We start from the raw sequence: 19,535 nt of genomic DNA, 5'->3' as shown, positions 1-19,535 counted from the left end.
GCGCCGGGGCCCCATGAAATGGGTAGGGGGGGTGAAAATGTTTTTCCGGAAATGTTTCCTGACCGATCGCCCTCCTTCGTGTGCAAAGCCGCGAAATGAAATGATTTTTTTTGGAAGCAAATTATGGCCGGGAGACGACCCACACCGACGGAGCTGAAGCTTGTCAGAGGGAACCCCGGTAAGCGTCCGATCAACAAGAACGAACCCCAGCCAGCTAAGCGCATTCCAAGCGCCCCGGACCATCTGAGCACCGAAGGTCAGGTGGCTTGGGGCCGTCTCACTGTTCTGCTTGATCGGATGGGCGTTCTGACAGAAGCCGATGGCTTTGCACTCGAACGACTCTGCGATTGCTATGCCGAGATTCTTGCCCTCCGAGACTTGGTCGAGACGCAGGGGCGCACCTACGAAACCACCAGCACGCAGGGTGAGTTGGTGCTCAAGGCAAACCCTGCGGTCGCCATGCTTGCCGACGTTGACCGCCGCTTCAAAAGTTACCTGGTCGAATTCGGCCTCACACCGGCCGCTCGATCCAAGGTTCAAGTAAAAGACGATGAGCCAAAAGAAGACCAGTTCGCGGAGTTCTTCGGTTGAAGACCCAGCGACTCAGTACGCCAGGGAGGTGCATTCTGGTGAGCGGGTAGCCGGGCCAGACATTCGAAATGCATGCGCTCGCCACCTCCGGGATTTGAAGGAAGGGCCAAAGCGCGGCCTGACTTGGGATTTGGCAGCCGCTAACAAGGCTATCCGCTTTTATCGCACCGTGCTCAAGCTCAACGGTGGTGAGTTTGAAGGGCTGCCGTTCGAACTCTTGCCATGGCAGAAATTTATCGTTGGTAGCATCTTCGGGTGGAAAGCCAGTGATGGGTATCGCCGCTTCCGTGTTGTCTACGTTGAGAGTGGCAAGGGCTCGGGCAAGTCGCCCTTGGCTGCGGGGGTGGGACTGACTGGACTGATCGCGGATAACGAGGCGCGCGCTGAGATCTACGCTGCTGCGACTAAAAAAGACCAGGCCATGATCCTATTCCGGGATGCCGTCGCGATGGTGCAGCAATCGCCAGAGCTGACGAAGCGCTTGGTCTGTAGCGGCACCGGCCAGAACATCTGGAACTTGGCCTATCTCAAGTCGGGGTCATTTTTCCGACCGATTAGCTCGGACGATGGCCAGTCCGGCCCGAGGCCACACATGGCGCTGATCGACGAGGTACACGAGCACAAGACCAACATGGTCGTGGAGATGATGCGCGCCGGCACCAAGAGTCGTAAGCAGGCGCTCATTTTCATGATCACCAACAGCGGCTCGAACAAGCGCGGGCCTTGCTGGGAATATCACGAGTACGGCTCTCGGGTGGCATCGGGAGCGCTCATTGATGACGGCTTTTTTGCCTATATCTGCTCGCTGGACGAGGGCGATGATCCGATCCAGGACGAAAGCTGCTGGTTCAAATCTAATCCATCGCTACAGGACGCCGATCTGCCGGGTATGAAGTACCTGCGTGAGCAGGTCACAGAGGCCCGAGGCATGCCGAGCAAGGAGGCGATGGTACGCCGGCTCAACTTCTGCGAATGGACCGGTGCTGAATCGCCGTGGATTTCCTGGGATGTCTGGAGCCAGGCCGAAGAGCGCGTCCCGATGTCCCTGCTGCGCAATCGCCCCTGTGTTGGGGGCCTGGACCTGTCCAGCACAACAGACCTGACGTCGTTCGTCTTGTTGTTCTACCCGACCTATGAGGATCCGCATTGGCGACTACTCCCTTATTTCTGGATTCCTGATCACGAGCTGGACAAACGGGAAGCCCGCGACAAGGTGCCTTACGCGGCATGGATCAAATCGCGGGATCTCGAAACGACACCCGGCCGGGCCATCAGCAAGCTGCATGTGCTCCGCCGGATGCAGACCATCTGCAGCTACTTCCAGGTGGACAAGATTGCCTATGACCGTTGGCGCATCGAGGACATGCGGCAGTTGATGAGCGAGTACGACATCACGCTGCCGGAGCTGGTGGAGTTTGGGCAAGGCTTCAAAGACATGGGCCCCGCGGTTGACGAGTTCGAGCGGCGCCTACTTGGCATGCTCGAGTTGCCTTCGGAGGAAGAGGGCGGTTCGGCAGAGTTCTTCGACGATGGCCTGCCAGCCACCGCTGTGGAGTCGTTGCGACACGATGGCAACCCGGTAATGACTTGGTGCGCCGGTAACGCGGTGATCGTTTCTGACCCCGCGAACAATCGCAAGGCCGACAAGGCGAAAGCCACAGGCCGCATCGACGGCATCATCGCCGCGATCATGGCCACCGGTATCAGCGGCGCTGTGTCTTCTGGCAGCAGCGGCAGTTCCATTTACGACGAAGGAGTAGGGGTTTGAACACCATCGCAATCGCTGCGTGGGTTGCCGGCCTGCTGGGCTTCGGTTTGCTGGTCGCGGGGATCGCCCTCATCCATGTGCCTGCTGCATTCATTGCTGCTGGGCTTGGCCTGATTGGCTGGGCCTGGCTGGCTGACAAAGCAGCTGCACGCATCCAACTTAAACGCAGTCCAGAGGGAGGCTGATCATGTTCTTCAGCAATCTTCTCGGCGGAAATGAAGGGCTGGTTTCGGATAGCGGCGGGGGCTTCTGGAGAGGCCTGATCGGCTCCAGTCGTTCGGCAGCAGGGGTAACAGTAACGCCGGATACCGCACTGGCTATCACCGTTTTACAGACGTGCGTCACGCTGCTGGCGGAGAGCGTGGGCCAGCTGCCGCTTGAGTTGTACCGTCGGCTTGGCGATGGCAAGCGTGAGTCCGCGACGGCCCATCCACTCTACGATGTCCTGCGCTACCAGCCGAACCCCTGGCAGACGCCCTATGAGTACCGTGAATCCGGCCAGCTCGCCCTGGGGCTTCGAGGGAACTGCTACAGCTTCATCGAACGCAACGACGATGGTTCGGTGAAAGCCCTTTACCCGCTGCGAAACGACAAGGTGACGGTCCTCAAGGGCGGCGATCTGCGGCCTGTGTACCGTGTTGGCGGGCACGATCCTCTGCCTATGCGCCTGATTCATCATGTGCGCTGGCACACGAAGAATCACTACACCGGTCTTTCACCCGTTGAGCTGCATGCCGATGCCGTTGGGCTTGCGCATGCGGTGAGGCAGTACGCAGGCAAGTCGTTTGCCAACGGCACTGCTGTCAGCGGCGTCATCGAGCGGCCTCGGGACGCTCCGCCGATCAAGGAGCAGGGCAGTATCGATCGCATCCTTGATCAGTGGGGTAACAAGTTCTCGGGCATCGATAACGCGAAGAAGGTGGCGATGCTGCAGGAAGGTATGACCTTCAAGCCGGTGTCGATGAACAACGTCGACGCCGAGCTGCTCGGCATCCTCAAGGCCACTGGGCTTGATATCGCCCGGATCTACAAGATCCCTCCGCACATGATCAACGAGCTGGAGAAGGCCAGCTACAACAGCCTTGAACAGCTACTGATCCAATACGTGATCTTCGCCCTGATGCCTTGGGTGAAGCGCCACGAGCAGGCCATGATGCGCGACTTCCTGTTGCCATCTGAGCGGCGGGACTACTTCATCGAGTTCAACCTGTCCGGCCTGCTGCGCGGCGACCAGAAAAGCCGCTATGACGCCTATGCAATCGGCAGGCAGTGGGGGTGGCTGTCGATCAACGACATCCGTCGCCTGGAAAACATGCCGCCCGTTGCTAATGGCGATAGCTACTTGCAGCCGCTGAACATGACGGATGTGGCGCACGGCTTGCCCGACATGAACAACCCCAACGTCCGCGCTCAGCTGGAGCAGCAGCGCGACGACATCCAGAGGATGCTTGCCGCATGAAACGACATCTGCGTGCAGCCAGCTTGCTGTTCAACCAGCCGCTGCTGACGACACCCGACATGCTGGACCTGGCATTGCGCTGGGCGAACCAGACCATGAGCCTGAACATCGTAAATCTGAACATGAGTGGCGCCGCTGCTAACCCATCGATGTTCTATGACGATGAGGACTACCAGGCCGAGCAGGATCGTCGCGAAGAAAAGCGCCGTGCCGCCATTGCTCAGACGGGTGTTGAGGTGATTCCCGTCCATGGCGTTCTTGTCAGTCGCGGCAGTCACTTGAACGCCTGCGAGACCATGACCAGCTACGAAGGGCTGCGAGCAGCACTGAACAAGGCCATCGCTGACCCCATGGTCGAGCATATCGTGCTCGACATCGACAGCCCAGGTGGCAGTGCGGTCGGTGCTTTCGAACTGGCGGCAGACATTCGCGCCGCGACCAAGATCAAGCCAATCACCGGCCTGGTCAACTTCATGGCGTACTCAGGGGGCTACCTGATCGCGTCCGCTTGCACCGAGGTCGTGGTCAGTTTGACCTCGGGCGTGGGGTCCATCGGCGTGGTGGCCAGCCACATGGATCGCTCGAAGATGATCGAAGGCATGGGGGTTAAGGTCACGACGGTCTTTGCCGGGGCGCACAAGAATGACTTGAGCCCGAACGAGCCAATTACCGAGCAATCTCTGCAAGTGCTCAATGAAGTCGTGCAAGAGAGCTATCAGCTGTTCACGACCCACGTTGCCGAATACCGCGACCGCGATGTCGCCGAGATCATCGCCACTGAGGCTGCCTGCTATCGCGGTACATCAGCCATCGCAATTGGCTTGGCAGACCGCTTGGAGTCGCCGCAGCTTGCGGTAGACAACCTCTCGCGGGCAGTCGCACTCAGTCGCGCGCAGCGCCAAGGCGCACAGCCACAACAGCGTATCAGCGTGAGGGCTTCGGCCTTCGCCATTCAGTCTCAACTCTGACCGCGTTCGCGGCAGTGACCACAACCGCCTATCGGCGGTTTTTTTTCGCCCAGGAGGCAGCATGTCCCTCGTAACTCAATTGCGTAGCGAACGCGCCACGATCAATGGCCAGATCCAGGCACTGGCTCAGCTCGAAGCGGCCGGCACCTCGCTCACTGCCGAACAGCTCGCTCAGTTCGAGCAGCTCAGCACCCAGTTCAACGAGCTGACGGAGAAGCTCGCGCGGGCCGAAGCGGCCGAGCGCATGGCGACCGCTAGCGCGGTACCCGTGAACGAAGGTGCCCAAGGCCTGAACGGCCCTCCCGGCAGCATTAGCGGTCCGTTCACCGCCAAGCCGGTACCGGGTGCCAACATGGCGCAGATGGTACGCGTCCTGGCGGCCTCTCGCGGTGACCAGCAGGCCGCCGCAAAGATGGCCGCCGACTCGGGCTACAACCCTGAAATCGCCATGGCGCTCAGCACCGTGACGCCAGGTGCTGGCGGGGTTCTGGTGCCGCAGAGTTTCTCCAGCGAAGTCATTGAGCTGCTGCGTCCCAAGTCGGTGGTGCGCAGCCTCGGTGCCGTCTCGTTGCCGCTGCAGAACGGCAACCTCACCGTACCGCGTATCAAAGGTGGCGCAGTCGTCGGCTACATCGGCACCGAAGAAGATATGCCGACCACCGACATGCAGTTCGACGACCTGAAGCTGTCGTCAAAAAAGCTGGCTGCCCTGGTGCCGATCAGCAACGACTTGCTGGCTTACTCCGGCACCAATCCGAGTGTCGATCGCCTCGTTGTGAATGACCTGGTCGCCTCGGTGGCGACAGCGGAAGACTTGTCCTTCCTGCGTGGCGCCGGTACTGGCAACCTTCCCAAGGGCCTACGTTTCTGGGCGCCGGCCTTCAACGTCTTTGCCGCGCCGGCAGAGGTGACCCTGCAAGCCGTGGAGAACGCGCTCTCCGCACTGATCCTGCGCCTGGAGAACGCCAACTCCAACATGACGGCACCAGGCTTTGCCATGGCCCCTCGCACCAAGCGCTGGCTGTCCGCACTGCGGGATGGCAACGGCAACAAGGCTTACCCGGAACTGGACCTGAACCTCCTGAAGGGCTTCCCGGTCGGCACGACCACGCAGATCCCGATCAACCTCGGCGTTGATGGCGATGCGTCGGAAATCCACTTCGCCGACTTCGCGGACTGCTTCATCGGCGAGGACGATGCCATGGTCATCGACTTCAGCAAGGAGGCGACTTACAAGGACGCCGGTGGCAACGTGATCAGTGCTTTCCAGCGCGATCAAACCCTCGTCCGCGTAATCGCCAAGCACGACTTCGGCCCGCGTCACGTCGAGTCGGTTGCAGTGATGACCGATGTCAAATGGGGTAGCTCCCTGTAACCAATCCGCCCGGCATGCCGGGCGATTCATCTGTTGATTCAAGGAGCACCACATGTCCAAGGTAATCGTTACTTTCGAGAAGAACTGGCGCGGCTATGCCGCTGGCGAAACTGCAGGCTTCGAAGCCTCTGTGGCCCAAGGCTTGATCGAGGGTGGTTATGCCATAGAAGCCGGCAAGCAGGGCAGCAAGAAGAGCGCCAAGAGCGGCGCTGGTAGCACGTCAGGCGCCGCAAAAAAGGATGAGTCTGGCAGCGCCGCAGGCAATGAAGGCGGGACAGCGGCTTCGGCGGATGACGAAGGCAAGCCGTAACCATGGCGCGCCGTATCGCCTACACAGGGGCGCCCGTGCTGACGCTGGATCAGGTGGCGTTTCAGTGCCGGGCTGAACCAGAAGATCTGCAGCCCGAGTTGATCAATCAGATCATCATCCCAGGGGTTACTGCACAAGGTGAGTCGAGAACGGGAGCGGCGATTCGAGAAGCGCTCTACGAGGAAGATTGGCCGGCGCACTATCCTTCGGGCCACTCTCTGGATGTTGGTCAGGCGGTCGCCGTCGAATCCATCATGATGCTCGGCGCTGCCGGAGCACCGGTGGAATTCACCGGTTCAGTAGAGCTCATTCAAAGCGGTAAAGAGAGCTACGTGGTATTTCCCGGCGGGCGTCCAGAAGGACACCTCCGGATTCGCTACCGTGCAGGTGTCGACCTAGAGGCTCACCCGGGAGTTCTTAGCTGGCTGCTGATGGCTGCTGAAACAGCATTCACCCAGCGCGGGCTACTCATTGTTGGCCAAACGTTGACCGAGATCCCTTCGGGGTTTGTCGATTACTTGCTGGCGGATATCACCGTCCCTCCGAGGTTCTGACCATGGCTAGTTCAATAGGCACACGTGAGCCGGAATCTGGTGAACTGGACCGGCGCATCACTATTCGACTGCGTGAGGATCTGCCTATTGATGATGCAGATCTGGATGCAGTGTTCACCCAGCCTCGTCACCGCTGGGCCAAGATCCGCGCGGTCGGCACGGCGGTGTACACCGACAGTGTGCAGACTGACGACAAGATCACCCACCGTGTTTGGGTCCGCTTGCTGGATGGCGTTACCACTTCGCACGAGGTGGTCGCCGGCGGCGCGATTTACCGCGTCAAGCGCAGCGCACCGTGGGGCGCTGGTAAACGCTTCACCCTGATTGAGGTGGAGGAGCTCGGGCAGCAGCAGGCGGGCGGATGGCTGTATGGCTAACTCGGCATCGGTTGATGGTTACCTGCACATCGAAGGCTTCGATCAGTTTGGACGTGAGATCTTCGACAAGAAGCAGATCCGCAAAGGCATGCGCAAGGCTGGGCAGGTGGTCAGCCGCCGCGCACAACTGAACCTCGCCCTGGCGCGCGGCCAGGATAACTACCCGGTCAGCCGCACCGGTCGAACTGTTGAGTCGATCAAGTTCAAGGTCTCGCGGGCCGGCTTCCTGGTGAAGATCGCTCCGCGCAAAACCCCAGACATGAAGGATTACTACCCGGCTTACCTGCACTACGGGGTGAAGCAGGGTGGGCGTGTTCGCGGGCTGGCCACCGGCAAGCGCCGGGCCAAAGGGGAGCGGGCTGCCGCGCTCGCGCAACGTGCGGCCAGTGGTTGGCGTATCGCGCCGCGGGCCAACTACATGGAGGACGCCCTGCAGGACGAAAAGGCCCAGGTTCAATCGATCCTCGCCGCTGCGTTTGCCGCTGCGCTTCGCTGACCATCAGGCCCGCCGGGCCGGAACTTGACCATGAAAATCTCACCCATCATCGCGCATCTGCGCGAGAACTGCCCGAGCCTGGCTGACAGGGTCTCGGGCGGTATCGACCTGGATGCCGTCAGCGGGTCGGCGCTGCTGAAGAACCCCTCGGCCTACGTGATCGCTGCTGATGACAAGGCCGGCGACAACCAGGCAAAGAACGCCGTGATTCAGGACATCGAGGACCGCTTTGAGGTGGTCCTGGCCATGGATACCAAGGACGAACGCGGCCAGCAGGCCACCGACCTGCTGCACGACTTCCGCAAGGAGTTGTGGCGTGCACTGGTCGGCTGGCGGCCGGCGGCGGAGTACGACCCGATCGTCTACGACGGCGGCGGCCTGGTGCTGATCAACCGCGCCCGGGTGGTCTACCGCTTCAGCTTCTCGGCGGCGTTCCAGCTGGGACGCAACCTTTTGAGCGATCCGGCCGAGACCTGGCATGAGCATGAGCTCGACGGACTGCCGGCCTTCACCGGGGCCACCATCGATATGGACTGCATCGATCCGGCCGACCGCAACTTGCAGTACCCAGGCCCTGATGGGCGCATCGAAGTGAAATTCTCCGGAGATCCCGAACCATGACCCAGCGCATCACCGTGGTGCCGGCTGTTGGCCGCGCCGTGCCGGACCCGCAGGCGGGCGACTTGCTGCCCGCCGAGGGCCGTGAAGTGACCGACAGCGTCTGGTGGCGCCGCCGCCTGGCGGATGGCGACATCACCATCAAGCAGGCCAAGGCCGCCAAGAAAGAGGTAACCCAGTAATGACCATCGGATTCAGCAACATTCCAGCCGATATCCGTGTTCCGCTGTTCTATGCGGAAATGGACAACTCGGCGGCCAACTCCGCGTCGTCGGTCATGCGCCGGCTGATCGTTGCCCAGGTCAACGACGACGCCACGGCCGAAGAAATCGGCCAGTTGGCCCTGGTGCCCAGCGTCAGCATGGCCAAGTCCATCGGTGGTCAGGGCTCCATGCTAGCGGCCATGTACGAAATCTGGCGCAAGGCCGACCCCGTCGGCGAGATCTGGTGCCTGCCGCTGAAGGCCGCCACTGGCGTCGTAGCCACAGGCACCCTGACGGTAACTGGCACCGCGACCGAGTCTGGTCTGCTCAGCCTGTACGTGGGCGGTGTGCGCGTTCAGGCGACTGTCACTTCCGGCGCGACCGCTGCTCAGGTGGCGTCGGCCCTGGCTGTACAGGTGAATGCCAAGGTCGATCTGCCCGTAACTGCCGCCGTCGCCGATGCTGTCGTGACCCTGACCTGCAAGTGGAAGGGCGAGAGCGGCAACGACATCGCCCTGCAGATGAACCGCCTGGGCAAGACCAATGGCGAAGTTACCCCGGCCGGGCTGGCCGTCGCAGTGGTGGCAATGGCCAGCGGTGCCGGTACACCCGATCAAGTTGAAGCGCTGGCTGCCTTGGGCGACGAGCCGTTCGAGTTCATCTGCATGCCGTGGACTGATACCACCAGCCTGGATGCGTGGAAGCTGGCCATGGACGACAGTTCCGGTCGCTGGTCCTGGGCGAAGCAGCTGTTTGGCCACGTCTACAGCGCCAAGCGCGGTACCGTCGGCACGTTGGTGGCTGCCGGTCAGCTTCGCAACGATCAGCACGTGACGGTGCAAGGGGTAGAGCAGGGCGTGCCGCAGCCGGTTTGGCTGGTGGCTGCTGCCCTCGCGGCGCGAACCTCGGCGTTTATCTCTGCCGATGCCAGCCGGCCAACCCAGAGCGGCACCATGCCGGGGATCGACCCGGCACCGGCCAGCGAGCGTTTCACCCTGACCGAGCGTCAGTCGCTGCTCAGCTACGGCATCGCCACGGCCTACTACGAAGGCGGCTCGATGCGCATCCAGCGCTCGATCACCACCTACCAGAAGAATGCTTACGGCCAGGCGGACAACTCGTACCTGGACAGTGAAACCATGCACCAGTCGGCGTTCATCATCCGCCGCCTGCAGGGCGTCATCACCAGCAAGTACGGCCGCCACAAGCTGGCCAATGACGGCACCCGCTTTGGCCCTGGCCAGCCGATTGTGACGCCGAGCGTCATGCGCGGGGAACTGATCGCGCAGTACGGCAAGCTCGAAACTGAAGGTCACGTCGAGAACGCCGAGTTGTTCGCCGAGTACCTGATCGTCGAGCGCGACAGCAACGATCCGAGCCGAGTCAATGTGCTGTTCCCGCCGGATTACATCAACGGCCTGCGCATCTTCGCGATGCTCAACCAGTTCCGCCTGCAGTACGACGCCGCGGCCTGATCCGGCCCGCACTTTCCCAAGCCCGCCTGAGCGGGCTTTTTCATTTTCGGAGACAAGACCATGGGTCAAAGAGTTGCGGGCACCTGCTACGTCAAAGTTGACGGTGCCCAGCTGACCATCACCGGCGGCTGCGAAGCCCCTTTGATGGATGTGAAGCGCGAGTCGATTTTGCCGGGCCTCTACAAGGAAGAGCAGCTGACGCCCTATGTGAAGGTCACAGCGGTGCACACGCCTGACTTTCCGCTCAAGCAACTGACCACGGGCACCGACATGACCGTCACCTGTGAATTCAACAACGGCAAGGTCTACGTGCTCTCGGGCGCTTACCTGGTGGATGAGCCAGCACTGAGCGGTGACGACGGCACCGTAGAGCTGCAATTCGATGGCCTCAAGGGGGTATGGCAATGACCCAGGTTCTTCAGTTGAGCGCGCCAATTGAGGCGCACGGCGAATCCATGCAGGAACTGACCTTGCGCCGGCCAACGGTGCAAGAGGTACGGACCATCAAGGCGCTGCCGTATCGCATCGACAAGAGCGAGGAAGTCACGCTGGATATGGACGTGGCGGCCAAGTACATCGCGGTGTGCGCTGGCATTCCGCCGTCTTCGGTCAACCAGTTGGACCTGTCCGACCTGAACACGGCAAGCTGGGTCATCGCCGGTTTTTTCATGAGTGCGGCCTCCAAGACCTCGGAAGCCTGATTGCACTTGCCTATGACTTGGCCTGGTTCTGGAAGGTAGACCCTGACCAGATCATGGCCAAGCCGCTGGATCTTTTCCTTGAATCGTTGATGCATGCGCAACGCATCAACGCGATCCCGAAGGAGCCGTGATGGCTGACAAGTTCCAGCTAAAGGCGCTCATCACGGGCGTCGACAAGCTCTCGCCAACGCTCGCTGGTATTCGGAAGAACGTGTCGTCCTTCCAGAAAAACCTCGAAAAGACGGGCCTTGGCAAGATCGGCTTTCGCGATCTGATCGCCGGCGGCGCCATCACTGCGCCGTTTGTGGCTGGGATCAACAAGGCTATCGAGTTTGAGTCGCAGATGGCCGACGTGAGGAAGGTGGTCGACTTCGACACGCCGCAGCAATTCAAACAGATGGGCGACGATATCAGTCGCATGTCCGAGCGGCTGCCGATGGCTGCTGGCGATATCGCGAAGATCGTCGCGGCAGGCGGTCAGTCCGGTATTGCCAAGGATGAGCTCTTGGGCTTCGCCGAAGCCGCGGTGAAGATGGGCGTGGCCTTTGACCAGACGGCTGATGAGTCTGGCGACATGATGGCTAAATGGCGCACAGCTTTCAAAATGAGCCAGGCCGATGTGGTGGCCTTGGCCGACCAGATCAACTACTTGGGCAATACAGGGCCCGCCAACACAAAGCAGATCTCTTCAATCATTACAGAGGTGGGCGCACTGGGCGAGGTGGCAGGCCTGAGCTCGGCGCAAGTGGCGGCGATTGGTGCAACCATGGCCGGTGTTGGCGTCAAGCAGGACGTTGCTGCCACGGGCATCAAGAACTTCATGCTGGCAATGACCAAGGGATCGGCTGCGACCAAATCCCAGGCCGAAGCCTTCAAAGCGCTGCGCCTGGACTCGAAGAATGTCGCTGCCGCGATGCAGAAGGATTCGCAGGCCACAATGCTTGACTTGCTCAAGCGAATTTCCGAGGTAGATGACGCCAAGCGGCCGGCGCTGCTGACGAACTTATTCGGCAGCGAATCGATTGCGGCAATTACTCCGCTGATAACCAATCTCGATCTGCTGAAAGGCAACCTTACAAAGGTCGGCGACTCGACCCTGTACGCAGGATCAATGGACCAGGAGTATGCCTCCCGGGCGGCAACCACGGCGAACAACCTGCAGTTGCTGAGGAACACGATTGAGAACGTTGCCAAGGCTTTAGGTGAGGCCCTGCTTCCAGGGTTGAATCTCGCCATTGACTCTATCCAGCCAATGATCAGCTATGTCGGCGCCCTGATTTCTGCAAACCCCAACTTGGTTCGCGGCCTGGTCGGCGCCGGAATCGCTTTTACCGCGATTCGAATCGCAATCGTCGCGGCCACGACTGCCACGAAGTTAATGAATTTGGCCTTGGCCACCAGTCCTATCGGCTTGATCGCAGTCGGAATCGCCGCGGCGGCTGGGCTGATCATTGCCAACTGGGAGGCGGTCGGGCCGTTCTTCTCTGCGATGTGGGAACTGATCAAGGCCTACACCGTCCCGGCCTGGGAGATGTTCAAGGCGTTCGCGTCCTGGACGCCGCTCGGAATCATCATGAAAAACTGGGAGCCCATCGCCGGTTTCTTCAAGTCCCTGTGGGAGTCGGTTAGCCCGTACATCGAAGGGATCATGAAATTCCTTGGGATGAACGAGGGCGGGGAGGGCATCACAGCGAAGGTGCAGCGTGCCGCATTCGCCCAGAACCAGCGAAACGGCGAGGCCGTCGGCAGCGGTGATGGATCGCTGCTTGCTGCCAATGCGGCACCTCAAGCGCTGACGCAGCAGCAGGGGATGAACGCCACGCTTGGCATTCCGTCAACCGGAGAGCTCCTCAAGGCGCCGACGCCCGGCAGCCTGATCATGAACAGCACCGCCAACAACAAGGCTCAGGTCAGCGGCGAGCTCAACATCAATATCAACGGCGCGCCACCCGGCACCCGTGTTGAACAACCTAAAACTAATCAGCCGGGCCTGCAGGTCAGGCCGAGTGTTGGCTATCGAACCATGGGGGCAGCACCGGCATGACCACTACGACATGGCGGGACAGCCTGCTGAAGGCCTCATTCCGCGGCGTGGCGTTCGAAGTCGAGAACACCTCGATGCCGGCGGGCCAGCGCGGCCAGTTGCACGAGTTCGTGCAGCGTGACGAGCCGTACTTCGAGCAACTGGGCAAGCGCGCCCAGGTGCACAAGCTGACGGCATTTATCATCGGCCCGGATTGCTTCGAGCGCCGTGACAAGCTTCTGGAGGCCTTGGAAGTGCCGGGCGCCGGTGAGTTGGTGCACCCCTGGCTGGGCCGTATGCTGGTAAAGGCAGGCCCATGCGAGGTCAGCCACGAACTTCGCGAAGGTGGCATGGTCCGGTTCGAGCTGGAGATGCACCCGGACCTGCCGCGCAAGTACCCGACCGCCAAGGTCAACACCAAGCAGCAGGCGCTCAAGGCATCGGGCGGCCTGCTCGACTCGGCGTTGGGGCGGTTCTCGTCGGCCATGGATAAGGTCAACACGGCCCGGATCAACTTGCTCAGCCTGCGCAACAGCGTCAGCGGGGTGTTCAATGCGGTGCAGCAGCAGTTTGCACCGCTGATGACGGCCTTCAACGACTTGAGCGGCTTCGTGCAGATGGTCGTCAATGCGCCGGGCTCGCTGCAGTCGTTGTTCGGCAGCTACCTCACCAGCTTGACCGGCGGGCTTTTCAGCCTGTTCTCGTTTGGCAGCAGCTCTTCGGGCGGTAGCTCGTCGGGCTCGAACTACCGAAGTGCACTGAGCCTGGCCAGCCAGCACGTGGACTCCATCACGGAGATCGACACCATCGCGCCGGCTGGCGGTGAGGATACCACTGCCGCAGCCCAGGCCACGGCCAACTTCGTTCAGGACGCGCTGCTGGTCCAGGTGACTAGCCTGGTGGCCGAGCTGCCCATCGCGCCCAAGGTGGAACCGGTGGCTTCCGTGCCAGCGATCAACCAGCAAGTCATTCAGCCCACCGAGCGAGCGGAAGTGCCCGTGGCGGATGACGTGTTGCAACTGCGTGACGACCTGAACGAAGCGATCTGGCAGGCCTCCTTGAAGGCCGACCACGACCACTACCAGGCGCTGACCGAGGTCCGGCATGCGGTTTCGGCACACCTCACAGCGGTGGCCGAGTCCGGCGTGCGCCTGATTGAGGTGACGCCCGCGCAGAGCCTGCCGGCGCTGGTCCTGGCTTATCGCCGCTTCGGTGATGCCACCCGCGAGAACGAGGTGGTGCAGCGTAACCGCATCAGGCACCCGGGCTTCGTCCCGCCATTGCCGCTGAAAGTCGCCAAGGAGTAACCCATGGAAGAGCAGAACGCCGTCACCTTGTCGGTGGATGGCTTGGATTATGGCGGCTGGAAAGAGGTGGAGATATCGGCGGGGCTTGAGCGACAGGCGCGGGACTTTCGGCTGGGGATCACCTGGTGCTGGCCCGGCCAGGATGTAATCCGGCCAATTCGCCAGGGCTCGAAGTGCGAGGTACGTATCGGAAGCGACCTGGTGCTGACTGGCTGGGTGTTCGCCACACCGATCAACCACGACGCCAACCAGATCACCTTGTCGGTGTCCGGGCGTTCGCTGGCCGCCGATCTGGTTGATTGCGCTGCCGTGAATAAGCCGGGCCAGTGGAAGAACCAAAGCGTGCAGTCAATCGTCACCGCGTTGGCTGCCCCCTACGGTCTGCGCGTCACCAGCGAGATCTCAGCAACCGGCAAGCTGTCGGACCACACCATCGAGCCTGGCGAAACGGCGTTCGAATCCATCGATCGCCTGCTGACCCTGTTCCGGGTGTTCTCCACGGATGACGCCCAGGGCCAGGTCGTGCTGGCCAGCGTGGGCAGTCAGGGCCGTGCCTTTGACCACATCGAGGTCGGCAATAACGTGCTGACTGGCAGCGCAGGTCTGGACTTCTCCGGGGTGTTTTCCGAGTACCAGGTGCTGGGCCAGCGCAGCGGCACCGACAGCGCCTTCGGCCAGCAGGCCGCCGAAGTGTCGGCCACGGTCAGCGATGACCGTACCACCCGCAAGCGCGTGCACATCATCCACCAAACCGGCCAGATGACCGATGAACTGGCTCAAAGCCGGGCCAACTGGGAACGTGGCAACCGCATCGGCAAGGCCCTGCAGACCACCTACACCGTGCAGGGTTGGCGGCAAAGCAACGGTGCGCTGTGGAAGCACAACACCGTGGTGCGGGTGATCGACCCGCTGATCGGCTTTGATCGTGACATGGTCATCGCCGAGGTGACGTACACCCTGAACGACAGCGGGATGATCACCACCCTGGTGGTCGGTCCACCCGAAGGCTACGAGCCGGAGCCTTCTGACCCACTCAAGCGCCGCAAGCTCAAGAAAGGCAAGAAGGGCGACAACTTCGAATACCTGTTACCTGAGGACTGGGGGAAGAAATGACCATGCTGACGCGCATGATTGCCCGCGGCACCGTGGCGCTGGCCACGGCGGGCAGCATGCTTCAAACGCTGCAGATGCGCCTGACCGCAGGCGAGGTCAAGGACGGCCTGGAGCACTTCGAACCTTATGGTTTCACCAGCAATCCGAAGCCGGGCGCCGAGGGTGTGGCGCTGTTCCTGGGTGGCGATCGTTCGCACGGTGTGGTGGTCTGTGTAGCCGACCGGCGTTTTCGCCTGAAGGGGCTGCAGTCAGGAGAGGTGGCCATCTACACCGACGAAGGCGACACCTTTGTGTTCAAGCGCGGCCGTGTGGTCGAGCTGGAAACCATGACGCTGAAGGTCAAGGCGGGCACGGCGGTCGAGTTCGACACGCCGCTGATCAAAACCACGGGGCGTATCGAGTCCGACGGCGACCAGGTGGCTGCCGGGATCAGCCAGGTGGAACACGTGCACGACGGCATCACCCGAGGCAGCGCCCAGTCCAATGCGCCGGTTGGTGGTGCACCATGACTGACTCCGAGAAGAACCTGATCCGCACCGTCGTCATTAGCCTGTTCACCTGGCGCCGCGCTGGCCCCGACGACCCCGTCGACGACGAGGAGCGTTATGGCTGGTGGGGCGACAGCTTCCCGAAGGTGGCCGACGACCGCATCGGCTCGCGCCTCTATCTGCTGCGCCGGGTGAAGCTGACCGACCTCACCCAGCGTGATGCCGAGTTCTACGCCAACGAGGCGCTGCAATGGCTGGTCGATGACGAGCAGGTACTCGCTATCGCCATCACCAGCGAGCGGGCTGGCGCTGACCGGCTCAACCTGCGTGTGGTGCTGACGCTGCTCAGCGGCGCTACCCTCATCATCGATTCTGACCAACTGTGGCAGGTGATCTATGCCGTTTGAAACGCCCTCGCTGCCCACGCTGATCAGCCGGGCCCAGGCCGACCTGGGCAGCAACGCCTTGCGCCACTCCGATTCGCAGGTGCTGGCCAGAGCCCAAGCCGGTACGGCGTTCGGCTTGTATGGCTACCTGAACTGGATCATTGAACAGATCCTGCCCGACACCGCCGACGAAGAAACCCTCGAGCGCATTGCCTCGCTGCGCTTGCAGCAACCGCGCAAGGCCGCTGCGCCGGCGGATGGATCGGTCAGTTTCCAGGCCGCCGCCGGCGCTGTGCTGGATGTCGACACGGTGCTGCAGGCCCAGGACGGCCGATCCTACAAGGTCACCACCGCTGTAACGACCAGTGCCGGAGTCAACCAAACCACCGTGGAGGCAGTGGACGCGGGCACCCTGGGTGACGCCGAGGTCGGGCTAACTCTGACCTTGGTTCAGCCGGTGGAGGGGATAGGCGATACCTTCACGGTGCTGGACCCCGGTTTGACTGGCGGTACTGCGCAGGAAAGCGTCGAGTCGCTGCGCTCCCGGGTGATCCGCTCCTACCGCGTGATCCCGCACGGCGGTGACAAGGACGACTACGAGACCTGGGCGCTCGAATGCGCTGGCGTCACTCGCGCCTGGTGCGTGCGTAACTACATGGGCCCCGGCACGGTCGGCGTGTTCTTCATGCGCGACGAAGACGCCAATCCGGTGCCTGATGCTGGCCAACTGGCAGAGGTGAAGGCCTATATCGAGGAGCGGCGTCCGGTGACGGCTGAGGTGTATGTGCTAGCCCCTGAAATCGTGCCGGTGGTCTACCAGGTCCGGCTCAATCCTGACACTTCGACTGTGCGTAGCGCCGTTGAAGCAGAGCTGGAGGATCTGCACGACCGTGAGGCTGGGCTTGGCGAAACCCTGCTGGTCAGCCACATGCGCGAAGCCATCAGTGGCGCCAGGGGTGAATGGGATCATGAGCTGGTGAGCCCAGCGGCTGACATCGTTCCTGCTGCGAATCAGTTGCTGACCTACGGGGGCTGCGTATGGCTGGCGTGAGAACGGCTGCCCAGTACAAGCAGCAACTGCGGGCACTTCTGCCGCTGGGCCCGGCCTGGGATCCGGAGCTCGTGCCGGAGATCGACCTGGTGCTGGGGAGTGTGGCACAGGAGTTCGCCCGAGTAGAGGCGCGCGCCGCTGCCGCCCTGAACGAGATGGACCTGGGTGGTGTGAGCGAGCTGGTGCCGGATTGGGAGGCGGTGATGAACCTGCCGGATTCCTGCCTGGGCCAGAACCCATCCTTCGAGGATCGGCGCCTCGCGGTGCAGCAGCGCCTGGTCGCTGTCGGCGGGCAGACCATCAACTACTTCATCTCCCTGGCAGTCGGCCAGGGGTACCCGAATGCGAGTGTCACCGAGTTCCGCGCCCCGCGGTGGGGTCGCCTGCGCTTCGGCGCGGCGCATTTCGGCACTTGGGGTGCTCAGTTCATGTGGACGTTGCACACCGGCGGCCGGCAGCGGGTCGGTCGTCGATTCGGCGTCAGCTACTGGGGGGAGCGCTTCGGCACCAACCCAGGCAGCGCCCTGGAATGCGTCATCCGCCGCGCCGCGCCTGCGCACACGGTGGTTTTCACCGATTACAACTGAGGAATTACGAGTGGATTACCCGAAGAGTGTGCCCAATGCCGGTTTGGTGGGTGGCAAGTTCGTTGACGAAGATACCGGGTCTGGCACGCCAGGATCGCTGATCCCGTCTGACTGGGGCAACGCCATCACCGATGAGGTTCTGGCGGTCATTGCTGCAGCTGGCCTGACACCGGATGAGAATGACAACACCCAGATGGCCGCAGCCCTGCGCCTGATGCTCCAGCAAGCAGCGGGTAATTACGCCCTGGATACGGGTACCGCGAACACCTACCTGGCTGCTTATACCCCGGCGGTGTCAGCCCCTGTCGATGGTATGGTGCTCAAGTTCAAGGCGAAGACGGCGAACACCGGGGTCAGTACCTTTAGCCCGAACGGCCTGCTGGCAAAGCCGATTGTAGGTGCCGCCCATGCCGCGCTGCAGGGCGGTGAAATCGTTGCGAATGGCGAGGTCTGGCTGCAATACAACAGCTCCATCGGAACAGGCTCCTGGGTGCTGATCGATAGCTCTGGAGGCGCTATTCAGGTCCCGCAGGCTACCCAAAGCCAGCACGCGATGCCGCTGGGGCAAGCAACTGGCCGATTGCTCAATATCCAGGTAATCACTGCAAGCGGCACCTATACCAAGACCCCTGGCACAACGAAGATTCGTGTTCGAGGGCAGGCAGCTGGCGGTGCCGGCGGGGGAACGCAGGTTACATCGGCAGGTCAATCCGCTGCTGGCGGCGGAGGCCAAGCCGGAGCTTTGGGCGAAGGGATCTATGACACGACCGGTTTTACAACTCAATCCGTAGTCATCGGCGCTCCAGGCGCGCCAGCCGCTGGTCTCGATGGCGGTAATGCAGCCTCAAGTACATTTGGATCGCTGCTTACACTTCCTGGCGGTCTTGGCGGCAAGGTTGGTGTTAATGCCACAACATTTGCTCAGCAAGGAGGTATCGGAGGGGGGCCAGGTGCAGCCCCTTCGGGGGCTAATGTTTTTGGCGTAACCGGTGACTGCGGAATGGTTGGCAGGCTTTATCAGTCGAATAGTACCGAGGGCGGCGCAGGCGGTAAGGGTCCGTACGGATCCACTAATAGTCTTGGAGTCGTATCAGGCTTCGGGGTAGGCGGCGCGGGTGCCCGCGCTACTGCTTCGTCAGCTGCATTGCCTGGGTTGATCGGCGCTCCAGCCTTCTTCATCGTTGAGGAGTACGCATGAGAATTTTCGCAAGAATCGACGGTGGCCTGGTGATTGAAAAATTCCCTACCGAAGATTTCCCGACTGCTGATCTGCCACCAGACGGCGATATCAGGCCTATGTGGCATCCTGATATCGTTTGGGTTGAGGTGACGGGGATGAGCCCGTTGCCTGAGCCCGGATGGTCATACTCTGATGGGGAATTTTCCGAGCCTAAGCCGCATATCCTGTCGGTTGAAGAATTGCTCAAGAAAAATACCGCTCAGCAGGAGTCTTTGCAGATCATCGCATCTCAAGCGATTACACCACTTCTTCTAGCGCTCCAGCTCGGCAACGCCACCGAAGATGAGACATCTCAAGCAAGGAAATGGCAGTCATTTTCCCGAAGCCTGAAATCTGTTGATTTGTCCTCGGCTAGCCCTGTCTGGCCATCAATGCCTGAATAGGGCGCTCAAAGTCATCAGCGTTGTGTAACATGCAGCCTTTTTGGTGCTGCCGACACCTCTGA

24 protein-coding genes are annotated in these 19,535 nt (G+C 61.5%); all 24 read left to right on the top strand.

Annotation, left to right across the window (positions count from 1 at the left end; all coding sequences use genetic code 11):
* The first annotated feature begins 123 nt into the window (after positions 1 to 123).
* The 24 genes from ACNFCH_RS03920 to ACNFCH_RS03805 all read left to right on the top strand — a co-directional run bounded on the left by ACNFCH_RS03920 (position 124) and on the right by ACNFCH_RS03805 (position 19,473).
* The gene (locus ACNFCH_RS03920) at positions 124 to 591 is read left to right on the top strand and encodes a phage terminase small subunit P27 family (protein ID WP_416742289.1); all 468 of its coding nucleotides are present in this window, start codon (positions 124 to 126) and stop codon (positions 589 to 591) included.
* A complete protein-coding gene (locus tag ACNFCH_RS03915; RefSeq protein ID WP_416742288.1) occupies positions 551 to 2,359 on the top strand; it encodes a terminase large subunit in 1,809 nt (602 codons plus the stop codon). The genes ACNFCH_RS03920 and ACNFCH_RS03915 overlap by 41 nt, the downstream gene beginning before the upstream one ends.
* Complete coding sequence (locus ACNFCH_RS03910; protein ID WP_186617551.1) at positions 2,356 to 2,544, top strand: hypothetical protein; 189 nt, start codon at positions 2,356 to 2,358, stop codon at positions 2,542 to 2,544. Before ACNFCH_RS03915 ends, ACNFCH_RS03910 begins: the two co-directional genes overlap by 4 nt.
* 2 nt (positions 2,545 to 2,546) lie before the next feature.
* On the top strand, positions 2,547 to 3,818 hold the full coding sequence (locus ACNFCH_RS03905) for a phage portal protein (RefSeq protein WP_416742287.1): 1,272 nt from the start codon (positions 2,547 to 2,549) through the stop codon (positions 3,816 to 3,818).
* Positions 3,815 to 4,786 (top strand): S49 family peptidase, encoded by a 972-nt coding sequence (locus ACNFCH_RS03900; protein WP_416742286.1) that lies wholly within the window; start codon positions 3,815 to 3,817, stop codon positions 4,784 to 4,786. The genes ACNFCH_RS03905 and ACNFCH_RS03900 overlap by 4 nt, the downstream gene beginning before the upstream one ends.
* A gap of 61 nt (positions 4,787 to 4,847) precedes the next feature.
* Complete coding sequence (locus tag ACNFCH_RS03895; protein ID WP_416742285.1) at positions 4,848 to 6,161, top strand: phage major capsid protein; 1,314 nt, start codon at positions 4,848 to 4,850, stop codon at positions 6,159 to 6,161.
* Positions 6,162 to 6,213: 52 nt separating this feature from the next.
* On the top strand, positions 6,214 to 6,471 hold the full coding sequence (locus tag ACNFCH_RS03890; protein WP_416742284.1) for a hypothetical protein: 258 nt from the start codon (positions 6,214 to 6,216) through the stop codon (positions 6,469 to 6,471).
* A 2-nt stretch (positions 6,472 to 6,473) separates the two neighbouring features.
* Positions 6,474 to 7,025, top strand: coding sequence for a hypothetical protein (locus ACNFCH_RS03885; protein ID WP_416742283.1), 552 nt, complete (start codon positions 6,474 to 6,476; stop codon positions 7,023 to 7,025).
* A gap of 2 nt (positions 7,026 to 7,027) precedes the next feature.
* Positions 7,028 to 7,402 carry a head-tail adaptor protein gene (locus ACNFCH_RS03880; protein WP_416742282.1) on the top strand — a complete coding sequence of 125 codons (375 nt, stop codon included), beginning with the start codon at positions 7,028 to 7,030 and terminating at the stop codon, positions 7,400 to 7,402.
* Positions 7,395 to 7,898 (top strand): hypothetical protein, encoded by a 504-nt coding sequence (locus ACNFCH_RS03875; protein ID WP_416742281.1) that lies wholly within the window; start codon positions 7,395 to 7,397, stop codon positions 7,896 to 7,898. Before ACNFCH_RS03880 ends, ACNFCH_RS03875 begins: the two co-directional genes overlap by 8 nt.
* Positions 7,899 to 7,928: 30 nt before the next feature.
* Positions 7,929 to 8,519 carry a hypothetical protein gene (locus tag ACNFCH_RS03870; protein WP_416742280.1) on the top strand — a complete coding sequence of 197 codons (591 nt, stop codon included), beginning with the start codon at positions 7,929 to 7,931 and terminating at the stop codon, positions 8,517 to 8,519.
* Complete coding sequence (locus ACNFCH_RS03865) at positions 8,516 to 8,698, top strand: DUF2635 domain-containing protein (RefSeq protein ID WP_416742279.1); 183 nt, start codon at positions 8,516 to 8,518, stop codon at positions 8,696 to 8,698. Before ACNFCH_RS03870 ends, ACNFCH_RS03865 begins: the two co-directional genes overlap by 4 nt.
* Positions 8,698 to 10,194 (top strand): phage tail sheath subtilisin-like domain-containing protein, encoded by a 1,497-nt coding sequence (locus tag ACNFCH_RS03860; protein WP_416742278.1) that lies wholly within the window; start codon positions 8,698 to 8,700, stop codon positions 10,192 to 10,194. The genes ACNFCH_RS03865 and ACNFCH_RS03860 overlap by 1 nt, the downstream gene beginning before the upstream one ends.
* Before the next feature lie 60 nt (positions 10,195 to 10,254).
* Positions 10,255 to 10,602: a phage tail tube protein gene (locus tag ACNFCH_RS03855; protein WP_416742277.1), complete on the top strand. Its 348-nt coding sequence runs from the start codon at positions 10,255 to 10,257 to the stop codon at positions 10,600 to 10,602.
* Positions 10,599 to 10,895, top strand: a complete 297-nt coding sequence (locus ACNFCH_RS03850) for a phage tail assembly protein (RefSeq protein WP_392524932.1) — start codon at positions 10,599 to 10,601, stop codon at positions 10,893 to 10,895. The genes ACNFCH_RS03855 and ACNFCH_RS03850 overlap by 4 nt, the downstream gene beginning before the upstream one ends.
* Positions 10,896 to 11,025: 130 nt before the next feature.
* Entirely contained in the window at positions 11,026 to 12,939 is a 1,914-nt protein-coding gene (locus tag ACNFCH_RS03845; RefSeq protein WP_416742275.1) for a phage tail tape measure protein, read from the top strand.
* Positions 12,936 to 14,225 (top strand): DNA circularization protein, encoded by a 1,290-nt coding sequence (locus ACNFCH_RS03840; RefSeq protein ID WP_416742274.1) that lies wholly within the window; start codon positions 12,936 to 12,938, stop codon positions 14,223 to 14,225. The genes ACNFCH_RS03845 and ACNFCH_RS03840 overlap by 4 nt, the downstream gene beginning before the upstream one ends.
* 3 nt (positions 14,226 to 14,228) lie before the next feature.
* Entirely contained in the window at positions 14,229 to 15,338 is a 1,110-nt protein-coding gene (locus ACNFCH_RS03835) for a phage baseplate assembly protein (RefSeq protein WP_416742273.1), read from the top strand.
* Positions 15,335 to 15,847 carry a phage baseplate assembly protein V gene (locus ACNFCH_RS03830; RefSeq protein ID WP_416742272.1) on the top strand — a complete coding sequence of 171 codons (513 nt, stop codon included), beginning with the start codon at positions 15,335 to 15,337 and terminating at the stop codon, positions 15,845 to 15,847. Before ACNFCH_RS03835 ends, ACNFCH_RS03830 begins: the two co-directional genes overlap by 4 nt.
* Positions 15,844 to 16,233, top strand: coding sequence for a phage GP46 family protein (locus tag ACNFCH_RS03825; protein WP_416742271.1), 390 nt, complete (start codon positions 15,844 to 15,846; stop codon positions 16,231 to 16,233). The genes ACNFCH_RS03830 and ACNFCH_RS03825 overlap by 4 nt, the downstream gene beginning before the upstream one ends.
* Positions 16,223 to 17,263 carry a baseplate J/gp47 family protein gene (locus tag ACNFCH_RS03820; RefSeq protein WP_416742270.1) on the top strand — a complete coding sequence of 347 codons (1,041 nt, stop codon included), beginning with the start codon at positions 16,223 to 16,225 and terminating at the stop codon, positions 17,261 to 17,263. Before ACNFCH_RS03825 ends, ACNFCH_RS03820 begins: the two co-directional genes overlap by 11 nt.
* Positions 17,251 to 17,850 (top strand): YmfQ family protein, encoded by a 600-nt coding sequence (locus tag ACNFCH_RS03815; protein WP_416742269.1) that lies wholly within the window; start codon positions 17,251 to 17,253, stop codon positions 17,848 to 17,850. The genes ACNFCH_RS03820 and ACNFCH_RS03815 overlap by 13 nt, the downstream gene beginning before the upstream one ends.
* 10 nt (positions 17,851 to 17,860) lie before the next feature.
* Positions 17,861 to 19,048, top strand: a complete 1,188-nt coding sequence (locus ACNFCH_RS03810; protein ID WP_416742268.1) for a hypothetical protein — start codon at positions 17,861 to 17,863, stop codon at positions 19,046 to 19,048.
* A complete protein-coding gene (locus ACNFCH_RS03805) occupies positions 19,045 to 19,473 on the top strand; it encodes a tail fiber assembly protein (protein ID WP_416742267.1) in 429 nt (142 codons plus the stop codon). The genes ACNFCH_RS03810 and ACNFCH_RS03805 overlap by 4 nt, the downstream gene beginning before the upstream one ends.
* The last annotated feature ends 62 nt before the right edge of the window (positions 19,474 to 19,535 follow it).

This window comes from Pseudomonas sp. NY15354 (genome assembly GCF_048068075.1).
GTDB lineage: Bacteria > Pseudomonadota > Gammaproteobacteria > Pseudomonadales > Pseudomonadaceae > Aquipseudomonas > Aquipseudomonas guariconensis_C.
Note: the sequence above shows the minus strand (reverse complement) of the source record. Positions and strands in the feature narration are given on the sequence as shown.